The organism is Donghicola tyrosinivorans (assembly GCF_003003355.1).
GTDB classification, from domain to species: Bacteria; Pseudomonadota; Alphaproteobacteria; order Rhodobacterales; family Rhodobacteraceae; genus Donghicola; species Donghicola tyrosinivorans.
The window spans coordinates 75,329-96,554 of sequence record NZ_PVTQ01000004.1; the positions used below are offsets into that span (position 1 = coordinate 75,329).

Annotated in this window: 23 protein-coding genes; 12 read left to right on the plus strand and 11 right to left on the minus strand. The window is 61.7% G+C overall.

The genetic code is table 11. The features are described 5' to 3' along the window. Positions 1-122 precede the first annotated feature (122 nt). The gene (locus tag CLV74_RS07285; RefSeq protein WP_106263580.1) at positions 123-350 is read left to right on the plus strand and encodes a sulfurtransferase TusA family protein; all 228 of its coding nucleotides are present in this window, start codon (positions 123-125) and stop codon (positions 348-350) included. Here the strand turns inward: CLV74_RS07285 and CLV74_RS07290 are convergent. The 4 genes from CLV74_RS07290 to CLV74_RS07305 are packed head-to-tail and all read right to left on the minus strand — an operon-like array spanning position 347 to position 4,409. Beyond that, positions 347-2,446, minus strand: a complete 2,100-nt coding sequence (locus CLV74_RS07290; protein ID WP_106263581.1) for a molybdopterin-binding protein — start codon at positions 2,444-2,446, stop codon at positions 347-349. The two genes, CLV74_RS07285 and CLV74_RS07290, sit on opposite strands and share 4 nt — an antisense overlap. A gap of 1 nt (position 2,447) precedes the next feature. Continuing rightward, a complete protein-coding gene (gene mobB / locus CLV74_RS07295) occupies positions 2,448-2,942 on the minus strand; it encodes a molybdopterin-guanine dinucleotide biosynthesis protein B (protein ID WP_106263582.1) in 495 nt (164 codons plus the stop codon). Next, positions 2,939-3,547: a molybdenum cofactor guanylyltransferase MobA gene (gene mobA / locus CLV74_RS07300; protein ID WP_106263583.1), complete on the minus strand. Its 609-nt coding sequence runs from the start codon at positions 3,545-3,547 to the stop codon at positions 2,939-2,941. The genes mobB and mobA overlap by 4 nt, the downstream gene beginning before the upstream one ends. Beyond that, positions 3,540-4,409, minus strand: coding sequence for a formate dehydrogenase accessory sulfurtransferase FdhD (locus tag CLV74_RS07305; protein WP_106263584.1), 870 nt, complete (start codon positions 4,407-4,409; stop codon positions 3,540-3,542). Before CLV74_RS07305 ends, mobA begins: the two co-directional genes overlap by 8 nt. A gap of 90 nt (positions 4,410-4,499) precedes the next feature. Here CLV74_RS07305 and CLV74_RS07310 point away from each other — a divergent pair, with 90 nt between their 5' ends. The 4 genes from CLV74_RS07310 (at position 4,500) to CLV74_RS07325 (ending at position 7,337) form a co-directional block, all read left to right on the plus strand. Beyond that, positions 4,500-5,000: a DUF2478 domain-containing protein gene (locus CLV74_RS07310; protein WP_106263585.1), complete on the plus strand. Its 501-nt coding sequence runs from the start codon at positions 4,500-4,502 to the stop codon at positions 4,998-5,000. A gap of 128 nt (positions 5,001-5,128) precedes the next feature. After that, positions 5,129-5,833 (plus strand): ABC transporter permease, encoded by a 705-nt coding sequence (locus CLV74_RS07315; RefSeq protein ID WP_106263586.1) that lies wholly within the window; start codon positions 5,129-5,131, stop codon positions 5,831-5,833. Next, positions 5,827-6,540, plus strand: coding sequence for an ABC transporter ATP-binding protein (locus CLV74_RS07320; protein ID WP_106263587.1), 714 nt, complete (start codon positions 5,827-5,829; stop codon positions 6,538-6,540). The genes CLV74_RS07315 and CLV74_RS07320 overlap by 7 nt, the downstream gene beginning before the upstream one ends. Then, on the plus strand, positions 6,537-7,337 hold the full coding sequence (locus CLV74_RS07325; RefSeq protein ID WP_106263588.1) for an ABC transporter substrate-binding protein: 801 nt from the start codon (positions 6,537-6,539) through the stop codon (positions 7,335-7,337). Before CLV74_RS07320 ends, CLV74_RS07325 begins: the two co-directional genes overlap by 4 nt. Here CLV74_RS07325 and CLV74_RS07330 read toward each other — a convergent pair. The 6 genes from CLV74_RS07330 to CLV74_RS07355 form a co-directional block, all read right to left on the minus strand. Further along, entirely contained in the window at positions 7,321-9,558 is a 2,238-nt protein-coding gene (locus CLV74_RS07330; protein WP_106263589.1) for a glycosyltransferase family 2 protein, read from the minus strand. The two genes, CLV74_RS07325 and CLV74_RS07330, sit on opposite strands and share 17 nt — an antisense overlap. Positions 9,559-9,571: 13 nt before the next feature. After that, positions 9,572-9,835, minus strand: a complete 264-nt coding sequence (locus tag CLV74_RS07335) for a hypothetical protein (protein WP_106263590.1) — start codon at positions 9,833-9,835, stop codon at positions 9,572-9,574. A 100-nt stretch (positions 9,836-9,935) separates the two neighbouring features. Then, positions 9,936-10,415 carry a DUF6505 family protein gene (locus CLV74_RS07340; protein WP_106263591.1) on the minus strand — a complete coding sequence of 160 codons (480 nt, stop codon included), beginning with the start codon at positions 10,413-10,415 and terminating at the stop codon, positions 9,936-9,938. Positions 10,416-10,418: 3 nt separating this feature from the next. Continuing rightward, a complete protein-coding gene (locus CLV74_RS07345; RefSeq protein WP_211299020.1) occupies positions 10,419-11,153 on the minus strand; it encodes a biotin/lipoate--protein ligase family protein in 735 nt (244 codons plus the stop codon). After that, positions 11,150-12,214, minus strand: coding sequence for an iron-sulfur cluster carrier protein ApbC (apbC, locus tag CLV74_RS07350; RefSeq protein ID WP_106263592.1), 1,065 nt, complete (start codon positions 12,212-12,214; stop codon positions 11,150-11,152). Before apbC ends, CLV74_RS07345 begins: the two co-directional genes overlap by 4 nt. Then, positions 12,211-12,408 carry a DUF6494 family protein gene (locus CLV74_RS07355; RefSeq protein WP_106263593.1) on the minus strand — a complete coding sequence of 66 codons (198 nt, stop codon included), beginning with the start codon at positions 12,406-12,408 and terminating at the stop codon, positions 12,211-12,213. The genes apbC and CLV74_RS07355 overlap by 4 nt, the downstream gene beginning before the upstream one ends. A 65-nt stretch (positions 12,409-12,473) precedes the next feature. On the opposite strand from CLV74_RS07355, the gene CLV74_RS07360 reads away from it, so the two are divergent. Then, positions 12,474-13,217, plus strand: a complete 744-nt coding sequence (locus tag CLV74_RS07360) for a cytochrome c family protein (RefSeq protein WP_146134914.1) — start codon at positions 12,474-12,476, stop codon at positions 13,215-13,217. Here the strand turns inward: CLV74_RS07360 and CLV74_RS07365 are convergent. After that, complete coding sequence (locus CLV74_RS07365; protein WP_106263595.1) at positions 13,211-15,163, minus strand: 4Fe-4S binding protein; 1,953 nt, start codon at positions 15,161-15,163, stop codon at positions 13,211-13,213. The genes CLV74_RS07360 and CLV74_RS07365 overlap by 7 nt on opposite strands. A gap of 340 nt (positions 15,164-15,503) precedes the next feature. Here CLV74_RS07365 and CLV74_RS07370 point away from each other — a divergent pair, with 340 nt between their 5' ends. The 6 genes from CLV74_RS07370 (at position 15,504) to fdh3B (ending at position 21,166) form a co-directional block, all read left to right on the plus strand. Beyond that, complete coding sequence (locus CLV74_RS07370) at positions 15,504-16,067, plus strand: DUF3305 domain-containing protein (RefSeq protein ID WP_245888484.1); 564 nt, start codon at positions 15,504-15,506, stop codon at positions 16,065-16,067. Next, the gene (locus tag CLV74_RS07375; protein WP_106263596.1) at positions 16,064-16,693 is read left to right on the plus strand and encodes a DUF3306 domain-containing protein; all 630 of its coding nucleotides are present in this window, start codon (positions 16,064-16,066) and stop codon (positions 16,691-16,693) included. The genes CLV74_RS07370 and CLV74_RS07375 overlap by 4 nt, the downstream gene beginning before the upstream one ends. Positions 16,694-16,701: 8 nt before the next feature. Next, positions 16,702-17,310, plus strand: coding sequence for a TorD/DmsD family molecular chaperone (locus CLV74_RS07380; RefSeq protein WP_106263597.1), 609 nt, complete (start codon positions 16,702-16,704; stop codon positions 17,308-17,310). A gap of 86 nt (positions 17,311-17,396) precedes the next feature. Next, positions 17,397-17,591, plus strand: a complete 195-nt coding sequence (locus CLV74_RS07385) for a ubiquinol-cytochrome c reductase iron-sulfur subunit N-terminal domain-containing protein (protein WP_106263598.1) — start codon at positions 17,397-17,399, stop codon at positions 17,589-17,591. A 69-nt stretch (positions 17,592-17,660) separates the two neighbouring features. Beyond that, a complete protein-coding gene (locus CLV74_RS07390) occupies positions 17,661-20,555 on the plus strand; it encodes a formate dehydrogenase subunit alpha (RefSeq protein ID WP_106263599.1) in 2,895 nt (964 codons plus the stop codon). Between the two features lie 11 nt (positions 20,556-20,566). Then, entirely contained in the window at positions 20,567-21,166 is a 600-nt protein-coding gene (fdh3B, locus tag CLV74_RS07395; RefSeq protein ID WP_106263600.1) for a formate dehydrogenase FDH3 subunit beta, read from the plus strand. Positions 21,167-21,226 lie beyond the last annotated feature (60 nt).

Here is a 21,226-nt window from a genome sequence, read left to right on the forward strand (position 1 = left end):
GTTGTGCCTGTAAATTGGGTGGTTAATCAATATTGAATATCCGTTTCGCGATAGAAATCTCCTATCAATCGCACAACGAATTCCAATGGACAGTTTCCCTGCCGCGCCCTACATCTTGGCCCATGGAATGGCATCAAGAAATCGACGCAATTGGCCTGTTGTGCCCGCTGCCCGTCTTGAAGGCGCGCAAGCGGTTGAAAGGCATGGAGGCAGGGAAAATCCTGCGCCTTATCGCCACCGACCCAGCGGCGGTGGTGGACGTGCCTCATTTCTGTTTTGAAAGCGGGAATGAGCTGGTCAGCCAGACCGACGAAGGCGAAACCCAGATTTATCTGATCCGCAAAACCTAGGTCAGCCCAAGCATCGCGTAGGGGATATAGCGCACGGGGGCACCGTGGGTGATCTGCGCGGGGCCGTCGTCCAGCTCGACCAGACCATCCGCCCACGCAAGTCCGCTGATCCGGCCCGAGCCTTCGGACTTGAACACCTCGGCCTCGCCCTTGGCATTCAGACGGGCGCGCAGGTATTCGCGGCGACCGGGTTTCTTGTTCTTCTCGAAGGCGGCGGGGACGGTAAAGCCGATCGGCTCTAGCCAGCCCGCGCCGGACATCAGTGACAGGGCAGGGCGGGCAAAAACCAAAGCGCAGACCAGCGCCGCTACGGGATTTCCGGGCAGGCCAAAGACTGGTGCCCCGTTCCATAGGGATAGCGCCAGCGGCCGCCCCGGCTTTAGGGCGATGCGCCAGCTAGAGAGGGTGCCTTTGGTCCGCAAGATGCGCGAGGTGTGATCCTCATCCCCCGCCGAAGCGCCGCCTGAGGTCAGGATCACATCGGCCCTATCCGCGCCGCGATCCAGTGCCTTTTCGATCCGTTTGGGGTCGTCTTTCACATGTCCCAGATCAACGGGCGTGTAGCCCCAGCGATCCAGCAAGGACAGCAGCATGGGGCGGTTCGCGTCGTAGATCTGATGGGGCAGGGCGTCTTGGTCGGGTCGGTTGATGATCTCGTCCCCTGTGGATAGGACACCCACGCGCAAGGGGGCGTAGACCTGCACCTCTGGCACGCCAAGTGCCGAGAGTAGGGCGATCTCCGGTGCCCGCAGCTTGGTGCCTTGGGTCAGGGCGGTGACGCCCGCCTCAACATCCTCGCCAGCTTTGCGGGTGTTGGCGCGGGGCTTTACGGGGCCGTCAAAGGTGACCGAGGCCGCATCCACGGCGCAGTCTTCCTCTAGCACGACGGTATCGACGCCATCGGGCAGGATCGCACCGGTCAGGATGCGCACGGCGGCCCCAGCGGGGACTGCGCCGTCAAAGGGCTGACCGGCGGCGGCGCGGCCTTTGACCAGCGGCAAGGTTTGCACGCCTGCGCCAGTAGTCGCGTGGGCAAAGCCATAGCCATCGACAGCGGAATTGGGGCGCGGCGGGTTCGACCGGCGGGCCACAGTATCAGCGGCCAGAATGCGCCCGTGGGCCATGTGGGTGGGCAAGGCCTGCACCTGCGCCAGCGGGGTTAGGGCGGCGCGCAGACGCTCCAACGCCTCATCCACCGGCACCCACGAAACCCCTTGCGGCATGGCAAAGCAATCGTCCCGCAGGCGCGGCGGCTCTTGCACGGGCGGCAGGGCGCGGCGCAGGGCGATAGGATCATCCTGACCCAAGACCCAGCCTTCGATCTTGGCAGCTTCGGGCAAGTCCGCGTGCAGCATCTGAGCTAGCGTGCCATTGCCGTTCAGCGTCCAAAGAGCCTGCGCCAGCAGTGTGACTTGCGCCTGATCGGGAACCATCGCGGGGTGGCGGGCCAAGTGGGCTTTGACCTCGGCTGACAGTAGCGAGGGGTAGACCTCGGCGATCACGTTTTCTGACGGTTTTTCAAAGGGCCACACGGATGTGTTCGTGTTGTGTTGCAAACGGTGCAGCATGGGGTGAGCCGTCAGCATTTGTGCGCCAACAGCGCCAACGCCCGCCAGTTGCCAGCAGCTAGAGGGCTGCGCACCTGCACTGCGCATCGCTTTTTCGCAGGCGCGCCATTCGGGCAGGGCATGCGCCGGTTTCAGGCGCGGCAGGCCATCGATTTCTGCCTTCGCGCCATTGCCCCAAAGCGGGCCCTCGCCCTGAAAGTGGCTGTTCATCAGCGAAGCCACTTCGCGGTGATTGTTGCTGTTGTCGGGGGCGTCGGAGATGTGCTGCGCCAGCCATCCCCAAAGATCCAGCGGGCCGCCCGCGATCTGTTCCGCAAAGCCTGCCGGATAGGCCAGTGATACGTCGATCCCCAGCAGTGTCCGGCCTTGTTTCATCAGCGCGGCTACCGCGCCTTCGGCCTCTGTCCGCGTGGGGATGTTAGTTGCCCGCACACCTTCCGCATCCGCGACCGCCAGCCAGATCGAATCCTTGCCCGTCTTGGGGCGACCCGCTGCGGACCAGTCCAGAATGGCGATGCGGTCGAACATGTCAGAGACCTACCTCGGCCGCGATGAAATCGGCAATCGCGGCGGTGTCATCCAGATCGAACACTGGCTGGGTCACATCTGGCAATGCGGTGTCACTGGCCATGGCGCGGATGGTGGTGCTGTCCAACGCCAAGGGCGTTTTGCCGTTTACACCGCGAAAGCATTCCACCTTGGGGTGGGCATCGCGCTTGAACCCTTCGATCAGGATCAGGTCCACTGGGGACATACGGGCCAGCAGTTCGTGCAAGGGCGGCTCTTCTTCATCGCGCAGCTCATGCATCAGGGCCCAGCGATTGGGCGAGGCCAGCATGACCTCGCATGCGCCAGCCTCGCGGTGGCGGAAACTGTCGCGCCCCGGTTGGTCCACATCCGTCGTGTGGTGGGCGTGCTTGATGGTCGAGACCTTCAACCCACGGCGGGTAAATTCAGCGACCAGTCGCTCCATCAGGCCGGTTTTGCCAGAGTTCTTCCAGCCGGTGACGCCGTAGATCTTCACAGGTCCTCCATCTGGCGCGCGGCCTCTTCGATGTCTTCGGGGGTGTTCACGTTGAAAAAGGGATCAACGGGGTGGGTGTCGAAAAACGCAAGCCCTGCGTTGTGCTGATCGGTCCAGAGAACGATCTTGCGCAGTCCGTCTTTCAGGGCCGTGCGCAGATCATCGCGCAAGGCCACAGGCCATAGGCCAAAGGTGGGCTGACGCCAGATCTTGTCGCCTTCGCGGGTGGCCGCAAGGCAAAGGCCCGAGGGGCCAGCATTCGCCTGTAGTTCCGCCACCAGATCGGTCGGGAAAAACGGCGTGTCGGCGGCAGCCGTGATGATCGCCTCATGCCCCTGCGATGCGGCCCAATCAAGACCGGCCAGAACGCCCGCCAAAGGGCCGGGCCAGTCAGGCAGGCTGTCTGCAATCACCGGCAGGCCGTAAGCCGCAAACCGCGCAGGATCGCCATTGGCATTCAAGGCAATCGCGCCGACTTGCGGACGCAGGCGGTCAATCACGTGATCCAGCAGAGGCTTGCCGCCCACCTGACGCAGACCCTTGTCGCCGCCGCCCATGCGGGTTGCGCGGCCTCCGGCCAGAATAACGGCGGGCAGCTTAGTCATCGCCCGATCCTTTGCGGCGGCTTTTGCGGTCTTCCTCGGGGATCATCGTGGGGTCCACGTCGCGCACCAGACGCTCATTGCCCGACAGGCAGACAAACCGCTGGCCGCGCATCCGGCCGATCAGGGTCAGGCCGACCTGCTGTGCGATTTCAACGCCCCACGCGGTGAAGCCGCTGCGCGAGGCCAGCACTGGAATGCCCATCAGTGCCGTCTTGATCACCATTTCCGAGGTCAAGCGGCCCGTGGTGTAGAGGATCTTGTCCGCCGCATCGACCTGATGCTGGAACATGTAGCCCGAGATTTTGTCGACCGCGTTGTGACGCCCTACATCTTCCATATAGACCAGTGGGCGGTCGCCTTGGCACAGCACGGTGCCGTGGATCGCGCCAGCCTCAAGGTACAGCGACGGGGTGGTGTTGATCTCTTTCGCCAGTGCGTAAAGCCAACTGGTGCGCACCTGTGTTTCGGGCAGGGTCAGGCCTTCTAGCCCCTCCATCATGTCACCGAACACGGTGCCCACGGCGCAGCCCGACGTGCGGGTCTTTTTCTTGACCTTCTCTTCGTAGCTGGTCTGGCGGGTGGTGCGGACGACCACGGTTTCGATCTCTTCGTCGAAATCGACGCCGGTCACTTCGTCATCATCCCGCAGCATGCCCTGATTGCGCAGGAACCCCAGCGCCAGATACTCGGGGTAGTCCCCGATCGTCATGGCGGTCACGATTTCTTGGCTGTTCAGGTAGATGGTCAGGGGGCGCTCTTCGACCACCGAAATCTCGACATCGGCGCCGGTGTGATCCTGCCCTTTGATCCGCCGCGTCAAACGGCTGTCATGCGGGTTCGGAAGGATGGGCAGTTCAGGCATCGGGCCAGTGGTCCTTGCAGAGTGGCGTTGGCTAGGCAATTGTCGGGCATCATTTATGTCGCCTGAGTGATTTGCAAGGGGGAGGGGAACATGCTGGCATACATCGTCGCCGAAGGGCGTGGCGAAGCGGACCGCTGTCTGGTCAAAGTGTCCGAGGACCTGCGCGCCCGAGGCGTCAAACTGGCCGGTGCGGTGCAGTTCAATATCGAGCTTCAGGCCGAGTACAAATGCCAGATGGATCTGGAAATCCTGAATGGCTCGGATGTGGTGCGCATCTCTCAGGATCTGGGCGCGCTGTCCCAAGGATGCCGTCTGGACCCCGAGGGGCTAGAGCGGGCCGTGGGCCTTGTGGGCGCGGCGCTGGATCAGGGGGCGGACCTGCTGATCATCAATAAATTCGGCAAACAAGAGGTGGACGGGCGCGGTTTCCGTCCCTTGATTGGCGAGGCGCTGGGGCGCGGCATTCCCGTGGTCACCGCCGTTGCGCGGGGCAACGTGGATGGGTTCGAGGTCTTCGCCGAAGGCATGGCAACACGGTTGCAACCAAAGCCCGAAATCGTGATTGACTGGTTTGACCAGCAAGTCATGTGACTCTTGGCGTGGGGCAGCATGGACAAATTGTCCACGTCATTTTCGATGATGCCCAATTTGTCCGGTTTTGTGTTGTTTCTGGCGATGTTAGCACTTCACTCCACGACATTAAGAACACGTAGGCGGGTATGAATTCGATCGGTGAGGGACTTTGGCAGGCAGCACAACTGATCGTGCAGCTTGATTCCGATCTGGTCGAGATCACCAGCCTGTCCCTGCGCGTCAGCCTTGGAGCCACGATTGTGGCCTCTGCCATCGGCCTGCCGTTGGGGGCGTGGCTGGCGGTGAACCGCTTTCCGGCGCGGCGCTTGGTGATTGCGCTGCTGAACGCGCTGATGGGTCTGCCGCCGGTGGTGGTGGGCCTCATGGTCTATGTGATTTTTTCCCGCTCGGGTCCGCTTGGGGTTTTGGGGCTGCTGTTCACACCCACCGTTATGGTGATTGCGCAGGTGGTGATTATCACCCCGATCATCGCCTCGGTCGCCCATCAAGCGATACGCGAGCTTTGGGCCGATTATCATGACCTGCTGATCTCGCTTCAGGCGACGCGGTGGCAGCGTATCCGGACCTTGCTTTGGGATGGTCGGCGGGCGCTAATGACTGCCTCGCTGGCAGGCTTCGGCCGCGCGATTGGCGAGGTGGGCGCGATCATGATTGTCGGCGGCAATATTGACCACGCGACCCGCGTTCTGACCACTGCCATCGCGCTGGAAACCGGCAAGGGCGAGTTTGAGATGGCGCTGGCCTTGGGCTTTGTCCTAATCGGCTTGGCGATTGCGGTGAACCTTGCGCTGCACTTCCTCAGCCGGACCGAAAGGGGCGCAAGATGGTAGGGGCGCATTGGCTGACACTGACCGATGTGACTGTCCGCAGACGGGGCAAGACCCTGTTGGGTCCGGTCAGCTTTGCCTTGAACGGCAGCGGGCTGACGATCCTGATGGGGCCGAACGGGGCGGGCAAGACCACTCTGTTACGTGCCATCCACGGGATTGAACGGCTAAACGATGGCCGGATCGAATGGCATGATCCTCAGGACGCGGATGGTCGGGCGCAGGGGTTTGTGTTCCAGCAGCCGGTGCTGATGCGCCGCTCGGTTCTGGATTGCATCGCTTATCCTTTGCGCTTGGACGGCCAAAGCGCCGTGCAAGCACGCGAGGCTGCCCGCGCAGCCGCCGATGAGGTCCAACTGCGGGTCAATCTGGACCAGCCGGTCTTCCTGCTGTCGGGCGGCGAAAAGCAAAAGATGGCCTTGGCCCGCGCCTTGGTACGCGCCCCGCGCATTCTGTTTCTGGACGAGCCCTGCGCCAATCTGGACGGCCACGCCATCATCGAGATCGAAGAAATTCTGAATCGGGTCCGCGCTGGCGGCACCCGCATTCTGATGTCCACCCATGATCAGGGGCAGGCCCGCCGGTTGGCGGACAGCGTCCTGTTTCTACACAAAGGCCAATTGGTCGAGCAGACCGAGGGCCGCGAATTTTTTAGCACCCCGCGTACAGAAGCGGGACGTGCGTTTTTGAAGGGGGAGATCCTTTTATGAACTTCAAAACTTTGCTTCTAGGAGCGGTCGCCGCTGTCATTTCTACAGCGGCAATGGCCGAAGACCTGAAGATGGCGGTGACCACATCCTTTGCAAACTCGGGTCTGGCCGAAGTGCTGCTGCCCAAAGTGGCCGAAGATACGGGCATCAACGTGCAGCTTCTGATCGTTGGGACTGGTCAGGCGCTGGCACTGGGTGAAGCGGGCGATGTGGACGCGGTTCTGGTCCACTCGAAAGCCGCCGAAGAAAAGTGGCTGGCGGCTGGCAACGGCACCCATCGCCGCGAGATCATGTATAATGATTTCGTGTTCATCGGCCCCAAGGAAGACCCCGCAAAGGCAGGCGCGGCAGAGGCGGCCACCGGCGCGTTGCAGGCGATTGCATCGCAAGAGGCGCCTTTCGTCAGCCGCGGTGATGACAGCGGCACGCACAAAATGGAACTACGTCTGTGGCAAGCGGCTGGGGTTGAGCCTGCGGGCGATTGGTACCGCGCAGTGGGCCAAGGCATGGGTGCGGCGCTGAATACCGCGTCGGGCATGAACGCCTACATCATGTCGGACCGCGCCAGCTGGCTGAAGTTCGCGAACAAGGGCGATCTGGGGATCGTGTTTGAAGGCGATCCGGTTCTGTTCAACCAATACGCCTTCCTGCCCGTGAACCCCGAAAAGCACCCCCATGTGCGCAACGATCTGGCCATGCAGCTGGAAGACTGGCTGGTCAGCGATACCGCGAAAGAGCTGATCAACGGCTACACCATTGACGGCCAGACCCTGTTCGTCTTTAACGCCGAGCAATAAGCCGCGACCGCGCAATCCGAGCAATCAGTTTGCGCACCCACGGTTTCGGTCTGATCCGGATCGTCAGCCCTTCGGCCTCTTGGGGTCGGGGGGCTTTTTCGTTGGCTTTGGCGGTTGCCGCAGAAATTGCGGGCTGAAGGGGCGCCGCTGCGTGTTTCTCCATCATCGGCGTTTCGCATTGGGCGACTGCATCGATCACGGCAGCATGCATGTCGGCGCTCACGCCGGACCACGGTTGCCACTCGGCCCGTTCGATCCGCATTTTCTGCCCGTCCCAATCGGGCGCATAGCCGCGTAGGGCTGCGAAGAGGCCCGAAGTTTCACGAAAGCTGTTCAGGATCTGCACCCGCTGCGCTGGCGACATCAGGCTATGGCGGGTGCTGTCCGGTGCCGTGGCGATCAGCGTGCGCAGCACGGCGCGCCGTCTGTCGCTGCTGCGCATCATGCGGTTCACCAGCAGACAGGCCTGCACCGCCTCACGCGATGGGGTGGGATAGCGCGGGGCCTCGATCGTTTGCAGGGGCGGTAGGCCTGCCAGATGGCAGAAGCCGCGCCAGACCGCGCCTTGCACCCGAAGCAGGTCAAAGTCCCCCAGTACCACTTGGGCGCCAGTCGCGGCCTCGAACGGGGCAAACAGAGCCTCAAGGTCCAGAAGGCCGGCCTGATGCTGGACCAGAAATTCGGGAAGGCTTTGGCTGCCTGCGGGGTGGCCGGTGGTGACCCATTCCGCATGGAACCGCTCAAGGTAGGTATCGGGGCGACGGACAAGGGCGATCACCTCGGTGCTGTCGAACTGGCCCAATCGGCGCAGCAGGCGTTGGATCAGGGTGTCCCGATCCTCGGCTGTGGGGAACAGCATGTTCTCGGCGCTGATCAGGACCGTCTTTGCTGTGGTTCCAGAAATTTCAGCGTGCAGGGCGTCAAAAACCGCATCGTCATTCTTGCGTAAGGCCCGCAGCAGTCCCTGATGGCCCGAGATCGCCCCGTCACGGGTCGCGCCGGGAGAAGTCATTTCAAACCCCGTCTGAGGCACCAGAATGCCGGTGCCAAGCAGGGCTTTGCGATGGTGCAGCAGGTGGTGCTGGATAAAGGTGCTGCCGGTTTTGTGCATGCCCAGATGCAGGATCAGCGTCCGGCCTTGATGGCGGACAGGCGCGGGCAGGGGATCGCTGCTGTCTTCCTGAACCTGCTGCATCAGGGTATGGGCTTCGGCAAAGTCGCCGTCACGCAGGGCCTTATGCAAGGCAAAAAAGGTGGTGCGCGAGATCTTGCCCCTGCGAGAGGGCAAGCCCACCCGCGACGTCAGGCTGACCATCGGGTCTTCGAAAATCTGGTGGCCAAAACTGTCATCCCCCAGCAGATACTGGATGCGGCGGCCAAGTTCCGGATAGGGCGCATGATCGGTGCTGGCCAGAATGGGGATGATGTCCATGTCCCAGATGATCCGCGCCACACAGTTGAACAGCTCGCGCTTGTAAAAGCGCGGCGGCAGATCGGCGGCCCGCATGTGGTCCAGACATTTTTCCAGCAGCTGAACCTGAAGGGTGTGGATCTCGGGCGTTGTCTTCGAGGTCGAGATCGAGTTCGCGCGCCGCCGCCAGACCCGCACCGGCTGGCCCAGAAAGGCCACACGCTTGGCCGCCGTGACGGCTTGCAGCACAAACAGGCGATCTTCAAATTTGCGCTGTTCGGTGTCGAATTGCAGGCCGTTTTCCCGCAAGAAATCAGCGCGATAGAGGCTGGACCAGCTAGAGACAATGAACTGCGCCTCTTCGGCGGTCAAAGGCCCGTCCAGAACCCGCTGTTCCGTGTGCAGCAAGGCATCGCGATGCAACACGCTGTGGCGCTGCTGGCCTTCCAGTCCCAGAAGGCAGCAGGCATGGGTGACATCGGCGCCGGTCTCATTCGCGTAGCGGACCTGCTGCGCAAGCCCGCCATCCGTGTAGTAATCGTCCGAATCAAGAAAGCCGATCAGCGTGCCGGTGGCCTGCGCCATGCCGGTGTTGCGCGCTGCAGACAGCCCCTGATTCGAAGCATGATGCAGAATCGTGACGTCGAATCCCGCGCACAAATCCTCGACCTCGGCGGCCGAGAACCGCTCGGGGTTGTCATTCACGACGATGATCTGTGCGTCTACTTGTGGTTGACTTCGGATCGACCGCAGGGCCGAGCGCAGAAAGGCCGTTTCATCGTAAAACGGAACGATGATCGTGACGGTCATTCAGAAAGTTCCGTTAGAAGCTGTCGATGTCGGTGTTGTTCTGCTCACTGCTGTCCAGATCTTCGTCTTCTTCATCAACAGTCGAGTCTTCATCGGTTTCATCGTCATCCGATGTCAAATCGTCCAGAAGATCGCTGGCGGCGGTCTCGTCGTCGTCGTCATCATCGCCGTTCCATTCATCACGCAAGTCATTCAGCTTGCCCAGAACGTCGAAATCGATCGAGGCAAGAATACCCCCGCCCATCGCTGCGAACAGCAGCATCAGAAAAGTAGACATGTTTACTCACACGCAAAAACAAACTAGAAAATATCAACTTTAAGGCGAATTTAGCACCTTGGTTTCCAGTATGTAAACAACCGATGCCGCCAAACGGGCTTTATTCTTCGGGAATGCTATGAATCGCGAATTGATCCAGCGCCGCATCATTGGCTTCGATAAAGCGATACTGTTCACGCACGCCTGCCTCGGTCAATTCGCGCATTATGGTGAGGACGGTGTTTGGCGCGTGTTCTTCGCAGAGTTCCGACATGTGGGTCAGCTCTTCAATTGCGACGGGCAGGGCGGCCTCGACCGACGGTGCGCCATAGACGGTGACGAAATGTTGGGCCAGATCGCGGGCCAGTTGCTCGAACTCGGGGACTTCGATCTGGGTGACGGCAACAAAGGTCACGCGGCCAAAGGTTTCGATTCCCAGCCAGCCGTTGGAAAAGGCCTGACGGGCCTTGCCGGTCAGGTCGGCCTCGGTCCAGTTCGAGAACTCGAAGCCGCCGCTGATGCACCATTCGCCGGTCCGCGCAGGGGAATGAAAGACATTGCGGTCGCTCTCATCGAAGTGGATCGCTCGTGCCAGAAGCATGTCTTAGGCCCTTTCTACCAGCGCTGTGAGGGGGATTAGGCGGCTTTTGCCATCGTCCAGCTTCATCAGCATGCCAAAATTCTCGTCGACCCCAAGGAAGGTGCCCGCAACCCGTTCACCGGGCAAATGGGCCGAGGTCTGTTCGCCCAGTTTCCACACCAGTCCTTTCCATTCACGGTAAAGGGTGGCGCGGCCGTTGGGTTCGTCCAATTCGTTGATCCATACCAGCGTGTGGCGCGCCCATGCTTCCAGCAGTTCGACCGCGTTAACGTCGCCGCAGCCTTCCTGATCTAGCGCGGTCCAATCCGGTGTTTGACCGGGCTCGACTACAACGGAATCGGGCAGGCTGATCGACAGTTCGACCGAGACGATCATCCACGCAGGAATTTCGTCCGAGTTGGCGGTGCTGGCGTAAAGATGCAGGGCACCGGCATGGGCGCCGTTCAGGCGCACGCCGCCTGCCCATTCCAGATGTACCGCCGTTTCCGGCGGGGCCTGTACCCCAAGGGCGTTCTGCAGCCCCACGCTGCAGGCGATATAGCCTGCCGTGGCGCGGGACAAAGGCTCTTCAGGGGCCAGAACCAGCGCCGCACGCAGGCGCTGGTCGTTGATGGACCAGACCAGCAACCCCGCGTCGGTGCCCTTCTCGGCCTCGGTCATTGCGATGGTCAGAGGATTGGCAGGACCAGCTGCCAAGCCTTTGATCAGCGGCGGGAATTGCGGGCTGAGGGTGATCATGCCTGACCGTCCGCAATCAGCTTTTTCGCGATGTCGCGGAACACCTGCGCTTGCGGCGAATTCGGAGCCGAGACCACAATCGGTGCGCCGCCATCGGCTGCGGTGCGGATGTCCAGATGCAGGGGGATTTCGCCCATCAGGGGAACGCCCATTTTCTGCGCCTCTTTCGCGACGCCGCCGTGGCCGAAGATATGCTCTTCATGGCCGCAGTTAGAGCAGATGTGAGTGCTCATATTCTCGATCAGGCCATAGATCGGCACGTTCAGCTTGTTGAACATGTCGATGCCCTTGCGGGCGTCCAGCAGAGCCACGTCCTGCGGGGTCGAAACCACGATGGCGCCGTTCAGGTGGGTCTTCTGGGCCAGCGTCATTTGCACGTCGCCGGTGCCCGGCGGAAGATCCACGATCAGCACGTCCAGCGCGCCCCATTGCACCTGAAACAGCATCTGCTGCAGTGCGCCCATCAACATGGGACCACGCCAGACAACGGCTTCGTCCTCTTGGGTCATCAGACCCAGCGACATCAGTGTGACGCCGTGGTTGCGCAGGGGCAGGATGGTCTTGCCATCGGGTGAGGCCGGACGGCCCGAGACCCCAAGCATCCGCGGTTGCGACGGACCGTAAACGTCCGCATCCAGCAGACCGACTTTGCGCCCTTCCGCGGCCAGCGCGGTGGCAAGGTTGGCCGAAACGGTGGACTTGCCCACGCCGCCTTTGCCCGAGGCCACAGCGATGATCCGCGCCACACCGGGCACCGATTGGGGGCCTTGGGGTTTGGGCTTTGCCGCGCCTTTCAGATCGGGGGCCTTGGGCGCCGCTGCATGTGCGGTCATCGCGACCGAGACCTTGTCGATTCCCATCTCTTTCAGCTTGGCTTCGGCGGCGGCCCGCACGGGTTCCAGCACCTGCGCCTTGGCGGGGTCGATCTCCATCACAAAGCGGGCGCTGCCTTCTTCCACGTTCAGGGCGCGGACCAAGCCGGCCTCGACCATATCCTTGCCGGACACGGGGTCCGCAATGGTCTTCAGGGCGTTCAGGACGTCTTCGCGGCTTACGCTCATTCTTGCGATCCTTTGATCTCGCCGGTGACAACATGTTCGACGCCCAGATCGTCGATGGTCAGGACCATCTTGACCTGACGGGCTTTGGCCGGATCCACCCCTTCGGCCCGCAGGGCGTCTTCGATCGCCTTCTGCGAGGTCACGCCGACCTGCTTGAGAAATTTGCGGACGGACATGTTCAGTTCGTCATCCATGGGTGGTCTCCTGTATGTGGGTTTCGCGTTGACCGCCCGCGCACACCGGCCCTACCGTGATGGGTATGGGACGGATCACTGAACTTTTGCGACAGATCGCGCTGGTCGCGGTCATGGCTTCTCCGGTTGCCGCCGAGGAGGTGCCACGCACCTTCGGCATGTCGTTTGACGAGGGGCTGAGCACCTCGGGTCTGCTGGACTATATCTTGCCGCGCTTCGCCCTCAAGACCGGACGACGCTTTGACCCTGAAATGGCTGCGGATTTGTCCTTGGCCGCGGGGCAGGGCGCGCCCTTCGCGCAGCGGGGCGATGTGGTTTACGGGGTTGATCTGCTGACTGACAGTGATGCTGCCATGCGCTTCCGCGACTGGCTGCTGTCCGAGGTAGGGCAAAACACCATCAGCACCTTTGCCCCCGAAACCGGCGATCCCTATGGCCCTGTGGTCATCGAAGAGGTCGTGGAAGAGGACTATTTCGAAGGGGACATTCCCGCAGGCCGCCTTGTGGCCGAGACTCACTGCACCCGCTGTCACAAAGTCAGCCCCGAGGATCGCAGCAGTATCGGCTCGACCCCGTCGTTCATGGCGATGCGGGCGCTGCCCGATTGGGCGGCGCGGTTCGTGTCCTTTTACGCCCTGAACCCCCATCCGGCCTTTTTGCAGGTGGATGGCATCAGTGCGCCCTTTGACGTGTCGCGCCCGCCCACAATCCCCCCCGTCCTGCTGACGCTGGACGAGGTCGATAACCTTCTGGCCTATGTGCAAAGCGTGGCCCCCGCTGATCTGGGGGCAGAGATCCAGCATCAGTGATCCCGTCGCTTGCTAAGGTAGTCGTCGGTGGTGCGCACCTGCGGACGCTCGCCCATCTGGAATGGACTTGAGGTGCCGTGGAATTGGGCTTTGACGCGGCAGTCGTCGCACATCTGGATCAGACGACCCGCGCCGCCCTCTTGGAACATGGCGTGCTTGCCTGCCAGCTTTTCCATGATCTTCTCGACCGTGGATTTGACGCCGAAGGGCTTGCTGCATTCGATGCAGCAGAAGGGCTCTTCCTCGTTCAGGGTCTGAAGCTTCATCGCCTCATCTGTGGGGTTGAAGCGCGGCTCTAGAGTGATGGCCTGCTCGGGGCAGATGGTGGTGCAGATGCCGCATTGCAGGCAGGCATCCTCTTGGAAACGCAGTTCCGGCTTATCGGGGTTGTCCACCAATGCGCCCGAGGGGCACAGCGACACGCAGCTTAGGCACAGGGTGCAGGTGTCGGTGTTCACCACCGTCGCACCATAGGGTGCGCCTGCGGGCAGGGGGCGCATGTCTTCGTTTCTGATCAATGCCTTGGCAGCCACGCGGGCCACCTGACGGCGATCCCCCATCAGCAGCTTTGGCGTCACGGTCACAGGCTGCGCCGTGGCGCCACAAAGCGCGGCGCTCATCCCGTCGGGGGTGTCCACGTCCAGCATGCTTGCACGTCCATCGGCCCCCATAGCGTTGGCCAGATCCAATTCGCGCTGCACCGGATCACGCTCGGTCTTGGGGCCGGGCAGGATCTGGACACTGGCAAAGCCAAAGGTCAGAGCGGCCAGAATTTCTGCATGACCAAAGCCGGTCAAGGCGCTGACACCAAAGGGAATAACGTCCGCAGGCAGGCCGCGATCAAAGCGGGCTGCAAGGCTGATCATCTCTGCCCCGTGGGTGTCATCATGCACCAGAAGGCGTGGGGCAGTACCGCCTGCCTTGGCGTAGGTTTCCGCCAAAGTGCGCAGGCGGGTCAGGATGTGCTGGAAGGGCGGCGCGTCATATTTGATCGCACCAGACGGGCACAGCGCCGAACACGCGCCGCAGCCTGCGCAGACCAACGGATCGATGTCCACATGATCGCCTGCGGTCAGGATCGCACCAGTGGGGCAGATGTCCAGACAGCGGGTACAGCCGGTTTGACCCGCGCGGGAATGGGCGCAGAGGTGGGTCTCGAGCGACAGGTAGAGGGTCTTTTCAAAGGTGCCGATCAACTCGCTGGCTTGGCGGATCACCTCGGCCACGGCAGGCTGGCTGCCCGGATCAGCACGCAGGTAGCCATCGCGCTTGTGCGGCGCAGGGAACAGGCTGGTCTGACCGGAAAGGTCGACGATCACATCGCACTGGGTCTCGGCTCCGTCACGGGGGGCGCTGAAGGTAAAGCCACCGCGTCCCGCCGGTTCCAGCATTTGCAGCGCGTCGATCCGGACCGAGAAATGTCCCATGGTGCCAGAGGCGCGGCGCAGGGTGCCACGCACGACCTCATAGGCGCGGGTCAGGGGGGGCTCGGCATCGTCGGTCAGCAGGACGGTGACCGCCAGAGTATCGGCCAGAGTATCGGCCACCGGCAATGCTACCGCACCTTTCCCGATCACCAGACAGGCTCCTTGAGAAGTCACGTCGATGGTTTTGACAGCAGGTGCGGGCAGTAGGCTTTCGGATATCAGGGCTGACATTTTTGCGGTGGCGTCGGCTCCGTCGCTCCAACCCGCGCGGTCGCGGATATCGACGAAAAGGGGCGCGTCCGCTGACAACTCGGCTGCCAGTTCTTCGAATCTTTGGGCCTCTTGCTGACAGGCAATCACCGCGTCACCGGCTTCAATCGCTTGTGCTGCCGCGCCGATCTGCGATGTGCACAGTGCGCTATGTACTTTGGAGCAGACCAGCCCCGTGGCCTTGGATAGCCCGTCCGCATCAATCTGTTGTGATCCAGAACAATCGCACAAAATCAGTTGCTTAGCCATTTCGTCCTCCCCACGTGACGGCCATCTGGGCCGTTGCACGGTCCCGCGCGTTCGGCAGCTAGGCACGAAACAGGCGCACCCGTAAACCCGGAATTGGAGCGATTCGGCGCAAAAACAATGGGAAAATGGCTGACAAAAAAAGGTGGAATTGCGGTTCTGGACAATTCGTCCCGCCAAAAAATCCGCCCGATTCATGGAAGTGGACATTTTGTCCGTCGCGCTGCGGCAAGTTTTGGAAATGACGCGAATCCCGTCGATTTTTGTTGGCCCTCTGGGCGTGCCACGTCACATCTGGAGTAACGGTGTACCCAAGTGCACCAAACAGGGAGAATGCACATTCATGACCGTTGTACGCGACACCATGCCGATGGGCGTTGTGATCCGGCGCACCCCCGGGGTGACCCGGTGGGCGAAATGGTCATGGCGTGCGGTTGCTCTGTTGCCCGGTGCCGGTCCCGCCGATTGGCGCGAGCTGCGCCGCGAAGGTGAGGCGGTGGAATACCACGCAGGCACCGTGACGCTTGAACTGCATTCCAGCGACACCGACGGTTACCGCGTGACGCTAATGTCGCGCACTCCCAGCCTCTATGTGGTGCTGGACCAAGAGGCTGACGCGCCTACGGACATGCCCTACAACATCAAGATGGTCACCGCGAACGCCTATGAGGGGCAGGGCTATGCGGAAAGCGGCTCGAACCTTGTCGAGCTGGTCCCGATGCCTCTGACCTTGATCCGCTGGGTGCATGAGTTTGTCGAAGCCCATCACGTGGAAGAAGCTTTCGTGAAGCGCAAGCGCGACAAGAAGCGTGTGGACCTGCACGAAGACGGCAAGGGTGATGCGCGTATTCGCCAGACCGCCGATGTCTTCCGTGCGCCGCGCAGCATTCGGGAAAACAACCAATGACCGAGATGCGCCAATCCTTCTGGTCGCGCCGCAAGGCCGCCGTCCGCGCCGAGGAAGAAGCCGAGGCGCTGGCGGTGCAGCAGCGTGCCGAGGCAGAGGCTGCAGCCGAGCGTGCCAAGGTTGAGGCCGAAAAGACCGACGAAGAACTTCTGGCAGAACTGGGCCTGCCCGATCCCGACACGCTGGTTCAGGGCGACGATTTCAGCGCCTTTATGAAAAATGCGGTTCCCGAGCGTCTGCGCCGCCGCGCGTTGCGTACCCTGTGGCGCAGCAATCCGGTACTGGCGAACCTTGATGGTCTGGTGGACCACGGCGAGGATTACACCAACGCTGCCACCGTGCCCAACGTGCTGAACACCACCTATCAGGTGGGCAAAGGCCTGTTGGCCCATGTCGAGGCGCTGGCCAAGGCGGCTGAGGCGAAAGAGGGCGGTGCTGAAGTGTCCACTGATGACGCCGCGCCCGAAGTCCTGATCGATGCGGCACCTCTCGAAGAGGCTCCGGTTGAGGCGGCCCAAGCGGCGATGCCCGCTCGCACCACCCATTCCGAGGACATGGCCGAGGACGACGCGCCCGCCATGATCCAACCGCGCCACATGCGCTTTTCTTTTGCAGATAGCCACTGAGGATCCGAATGACCGAAGCTGCTCTCAAGACCGAGATTTCCGCCGAAGACCGGATGCGTGTGGAACTCTATGACTTCCTTGCCGCGCTGCTGGCCGCGCCGCCCTTGGACGGTCTGCTGCGCCAGTGCGCCAAGCTGACCGGCGATGCGACCCTTTTGGGTGAGGCGATCGGCCTTCTGTCGAAACTGGCAGGCAAGACCACCGCGCCCACCGCAGAGCGTGAGTTCAACAACCTTTTCATCGGTATGGGCCGCGGTGAATTACTGCCTTACGCCAGTTATTACATGACCGGCTTTTTGAACGAAAAGCCGCTGGCGCAGCTGCGCCGCGACATGGCCGAATACAGCATCAAGCGCGCACCGAACGTTTATGAGCCCGAAGACAACATCGCCAGCCTGATGGAGATGATGGCGGGCCTGATCGACGGGCGCTTTGGCGAACCGGCCAGCCTGAGCCAGCAGCAGACGTTTTTCTCTCGCCACATCTCTCCGTGGGCGGGACATTTCTTTGCCGATCTTGAGGGGGCAAAGACATCGGTGTTCTTCGTGCCGGTTGGCACGATCGGACGCCACTTCATGGAGATCGAGCGCGAAGCTTTCCGTTTGGGCGGAAACTAACGGGCAAAGCCAGTGCCACGGGCCGCGGGGGGCCGTGGTTCCAGATCAAGCGCGGCAGAGGTGCCGCCAAGAGGAGGACAGCGAGTATGTCTAAGACGCCGAAAAGCGAAACCAGCAGTCGCCGCGACTTTCTGAAGCTGGCCGCGACCAGCGCGCCGGCCGCCGTTGTGGCCGTCGCCGCCGGTACGTCCGAGGCCGAAGCCGCAGAGGCCGGTCTTCAGAAAGAGGGCATGAAAGATACCGCGCAGACCCGCGCCTATTACGCATCCGCTCGTTTCTGAGCGGCCACCAATTTTTAACGGACCAAGCAAGTCAAGCGGGCCAACCCGCGACACGCTAGGGAGGGAAAAATGCTAAGGAAAAAGACTAACGGGGTCGCGCAGCGTTCGCATCGCACACCCCTTCTGTCCGCAGTGGCAGAGAAAACCGTAGACCGTCGTGCATTCCTGCGCGGATCGGGTCTGGCAGTGGGCGGCCTTGCTGCGCTGGGCGTGACCGGCGGTACTGTCACCCGCGCCAACGCGCAAGAGGCCGTGGCCCGCGCTGTTGATACCAAGAAAACCGTCTGCACCCATTGCTCTGTCGGCTGTACCGTCGTGGCAGAGGTGGATAACGGCGTCTGGATCGGGCAGGAGCCCGGCTATGACAGCCCGTTCAACCTGGGCGCACACTGCGCCAAGGGCGCCGCAGTCCGCGAGCATGCCCATGGTGAACGCCGCCTGAAGTACCCGATGAAGAAAGTGAATGGCGAATGGACCCGCATCAGCTGGGAAGACGCCATTAACGAGATCGGCGACAAGATGCTCTCGATCCGCGAAGAAAGCGGCCCCGACAGCGTCTACTGGCTGGGTTCGGCAAAGCATAACAACGAACAGGCGTACCTGTTCCGCAAGTTCGCCGCCTATTGGGGCACGAACAACGTGGACCATCAGGCACGTATCTGCCACTCGACCACTGTGGCGGGCGTTGCGAACACATGGGGCTACGGCGCCATGACCAACAGCTACAACGACATCCATAACTCCAAGGCGATCTTCATCATCGGCGGCAACCCTGCCGAGGCACACCCCGTGTCGCTGCTGCACGTGCTGAAGGCCAAGGAAGAGAACAACGCACCGCTGATCGTCTGCGATCCGCGTTTCACCCGTACGGCGGCCCACGCAGACGAATATGTCCGCTTCCGTCCCGGCTCGGACGTGGCGCTGATCTGGGGTCTGCTGTGGCACATCTTCGAAAACGGTTGGGAAGACAAAGAGTTCATTCGCAGCCGCGTTTGGGGCATGGACCAGATCAAGGACGAGGTTGCCAAGTGGAACCCCGCCGAGGTCGAGCGTGTGACCGGCGTTCCCGGCACCCAGATGGAGCGCGTTGCGCGCACGCTGGCCAATAACCGTCCCGGCACCGTGATCTGGTGTATGGGTGGTACCCAGCACACCAACGGTAACAACAACACCCGCGCCTACTGCATCCTGCAGCTGGCCCTTGGCAACATGGGCACCTCGGGCGGCGGCACCAACATCTTCCGCGGCCACGACAACGTGCAGGGCGCGACCGACCTTGGCGTTCTCTCGCACGATCTACCGGGCTACTACGGCCTGACCGACGGCGCGTGGGCTCACTGGAGCCGCGTTTGGGGTGAAGACGTCGAATGGCTGAAAGGCCGCTTCCAGCAAAGCAAGGACGCCGACGGTAAGGACATCAACCTGATGAACTTCTCGGGCATTCCGGTGTCGCGCTGGATCGACGGTGTTCTTGAAGACAAGGAAAACATCGATCAGCCCGATAACGTGCGTGCGATGGTTCTGTGGGGCCACGCGCCCAACTCGCAGACCCGTATGACCGAGATGAAGACGGCGATGGAAAAGCTCGACATGCTGGTCGTGATCGATCCGTTCCCCACTGTCTCGGCTGTTCTGCACGATCGCACCGATGGCGTGTACCTGCTGCCCGCCACCACCCAGTTCGAGACCACCGGCTCGGTCACCGCGTCGAACCGCTCGATCCAGTGGCGTGAACAGGTTGTCGATCCGCTGTTCGAGTCGAAGCCCGATCACGTCATCATCGCCAAGTTTGCGAACAAGTTCGGCTTTGCCGACCGCCTGTTCCGCAACTACGAGATGGACGATGCGGAAACCCCGAACATCGAAAGCATCCTGCGCGAAATCAACCGCGGTATGTGGACGGTCGGTTATACCGGTCAAAGCCCCGAGCGCATCAAGCTGCACATGCAAAACCAGCACACCTTCGACAAGACCACCCTGCGTGCAAACGGCGGGCCTTGTGATGGTGACTACTACGGTCTGCCGTGGCCCTGCTGGGGTACGCCCGAGATGAAGCACCCGGGCTCGCCCAACCTCTATGACATCTCCAAGCATGTGAAGGATGGCGGTATGCCGTTCCGCGCCCGCTACGGTGTCGAGCGTAATGGCGAGAACCTGCTGGCCGAAGGCACCTACACCTTGGGGTCGGAAATTCAGGACGGTTATCCCGAATTCACCATGCAGATGCTGATGGATCTGGGCTGGGATGGCGATCTGACCGCAGAAGAGCGTGACACCATCATGGGCATCGCTGCCGAGAAGACCAACTGGAAGACCGACCTGTCGGGCGGCATCCAGCGTGTGGCGATCGAACATGGCTGTGCGCCATACGGCAACGCGAAGGCACGCTGCGTGGTCTGGACCTTCCCGGACCCCGTCCCGCTGCACCGCGAGCCGCTGTACACCAACCGTCGCGATCTGGTTGCGGATTATCCGACCTATGAGGACCGGAAACTGTACCGTCTGCCGACCCTTTATGCGTCGATCCAGTCCAAGGACTTCAGCAATGATTATCCGATCATTCTGACCTCGGGCCGACTGGTCGAATATGAAGGTGGCGGGGACGAGACACGCTCGAACCCGTGGCTGGCCGAACTGCAGCAAGAGATGTTCGTCGAGATCAACCCCCGTGACGCCAACAACCTTGGTGTGCGCGACGGGTCCATGGTCTGGGTCGAAGGTCCGGAAGGCGGCAAGGTCAAGGTCAAGGCAATGGTGACCGAACGGGTAGGCAATGGCGTGGCCTTCATGCCCTTCCACTTCGGCGGTCACTTCCAGGGCGAAGACCTGCGTTCCAAGTATCCCGAAGGGGCCGATCCGTATGTGCTGGGTGAATCCACCAACACGGCACAGACCTACGGCTACGACTCGGTGACCTTGATGCAGGAAACCAAAGCCACCCTCTGCAAGATTAGCGCAGCCTAAGGAGATCAGACATGGCACGAGCAAAATTCCTCTGCGACGCCGAGCGCTGCATCGAATGCAATGCCTGCGTCACCGCTTGTAAGAACGAGCATGAGGTTCCGTGGGGCATCAATCGCCGCCGCGTGATCACCATCAACGACGGCAAACCGGGTGAGCGTTCGATCTCGGTCGCCTGTATGCACTGCTCGGACGCGCCTTGTATGGCCGTCTGTCCGACTGATTGCTTCTACCAGACCGATGAAGGTGTGGTGCTGCACTCCAAGGACCTGTGCATCGGCTGTGGTTACTGCTTCTATGCGTGTCCCTTCGGCGCGCCGCAGTATCCGCAAGCGGGCAACTTTGGCAGCCGTGGCAAGATGGACAAGTGTACCTTCTGCGCCGGTGGTCCCGAGGCCGACAACTCGCTGGAAGAGTTCCAGAAGTACGGTCGCAACCGTATCGCCGAAGGCAAGCTGCCGATCTGTGCCGAAATGTGCTCGACCAAGGCGCTGCTGGCCGGTGACGGAGACATCGTTTCCGCGATCTACCGCGAACGTGTGGTGGCCCGCGGCTTCGGTTCCGGCGCTTGGGGTTGGGGCACAGCTTACGATCAGAAAGCGGGCGTCCAGTAATCCGGAACCCAAGGTGCGCTGCCCTATGCGGCGCACCCTTTGACCCAACAGACGCCCGCG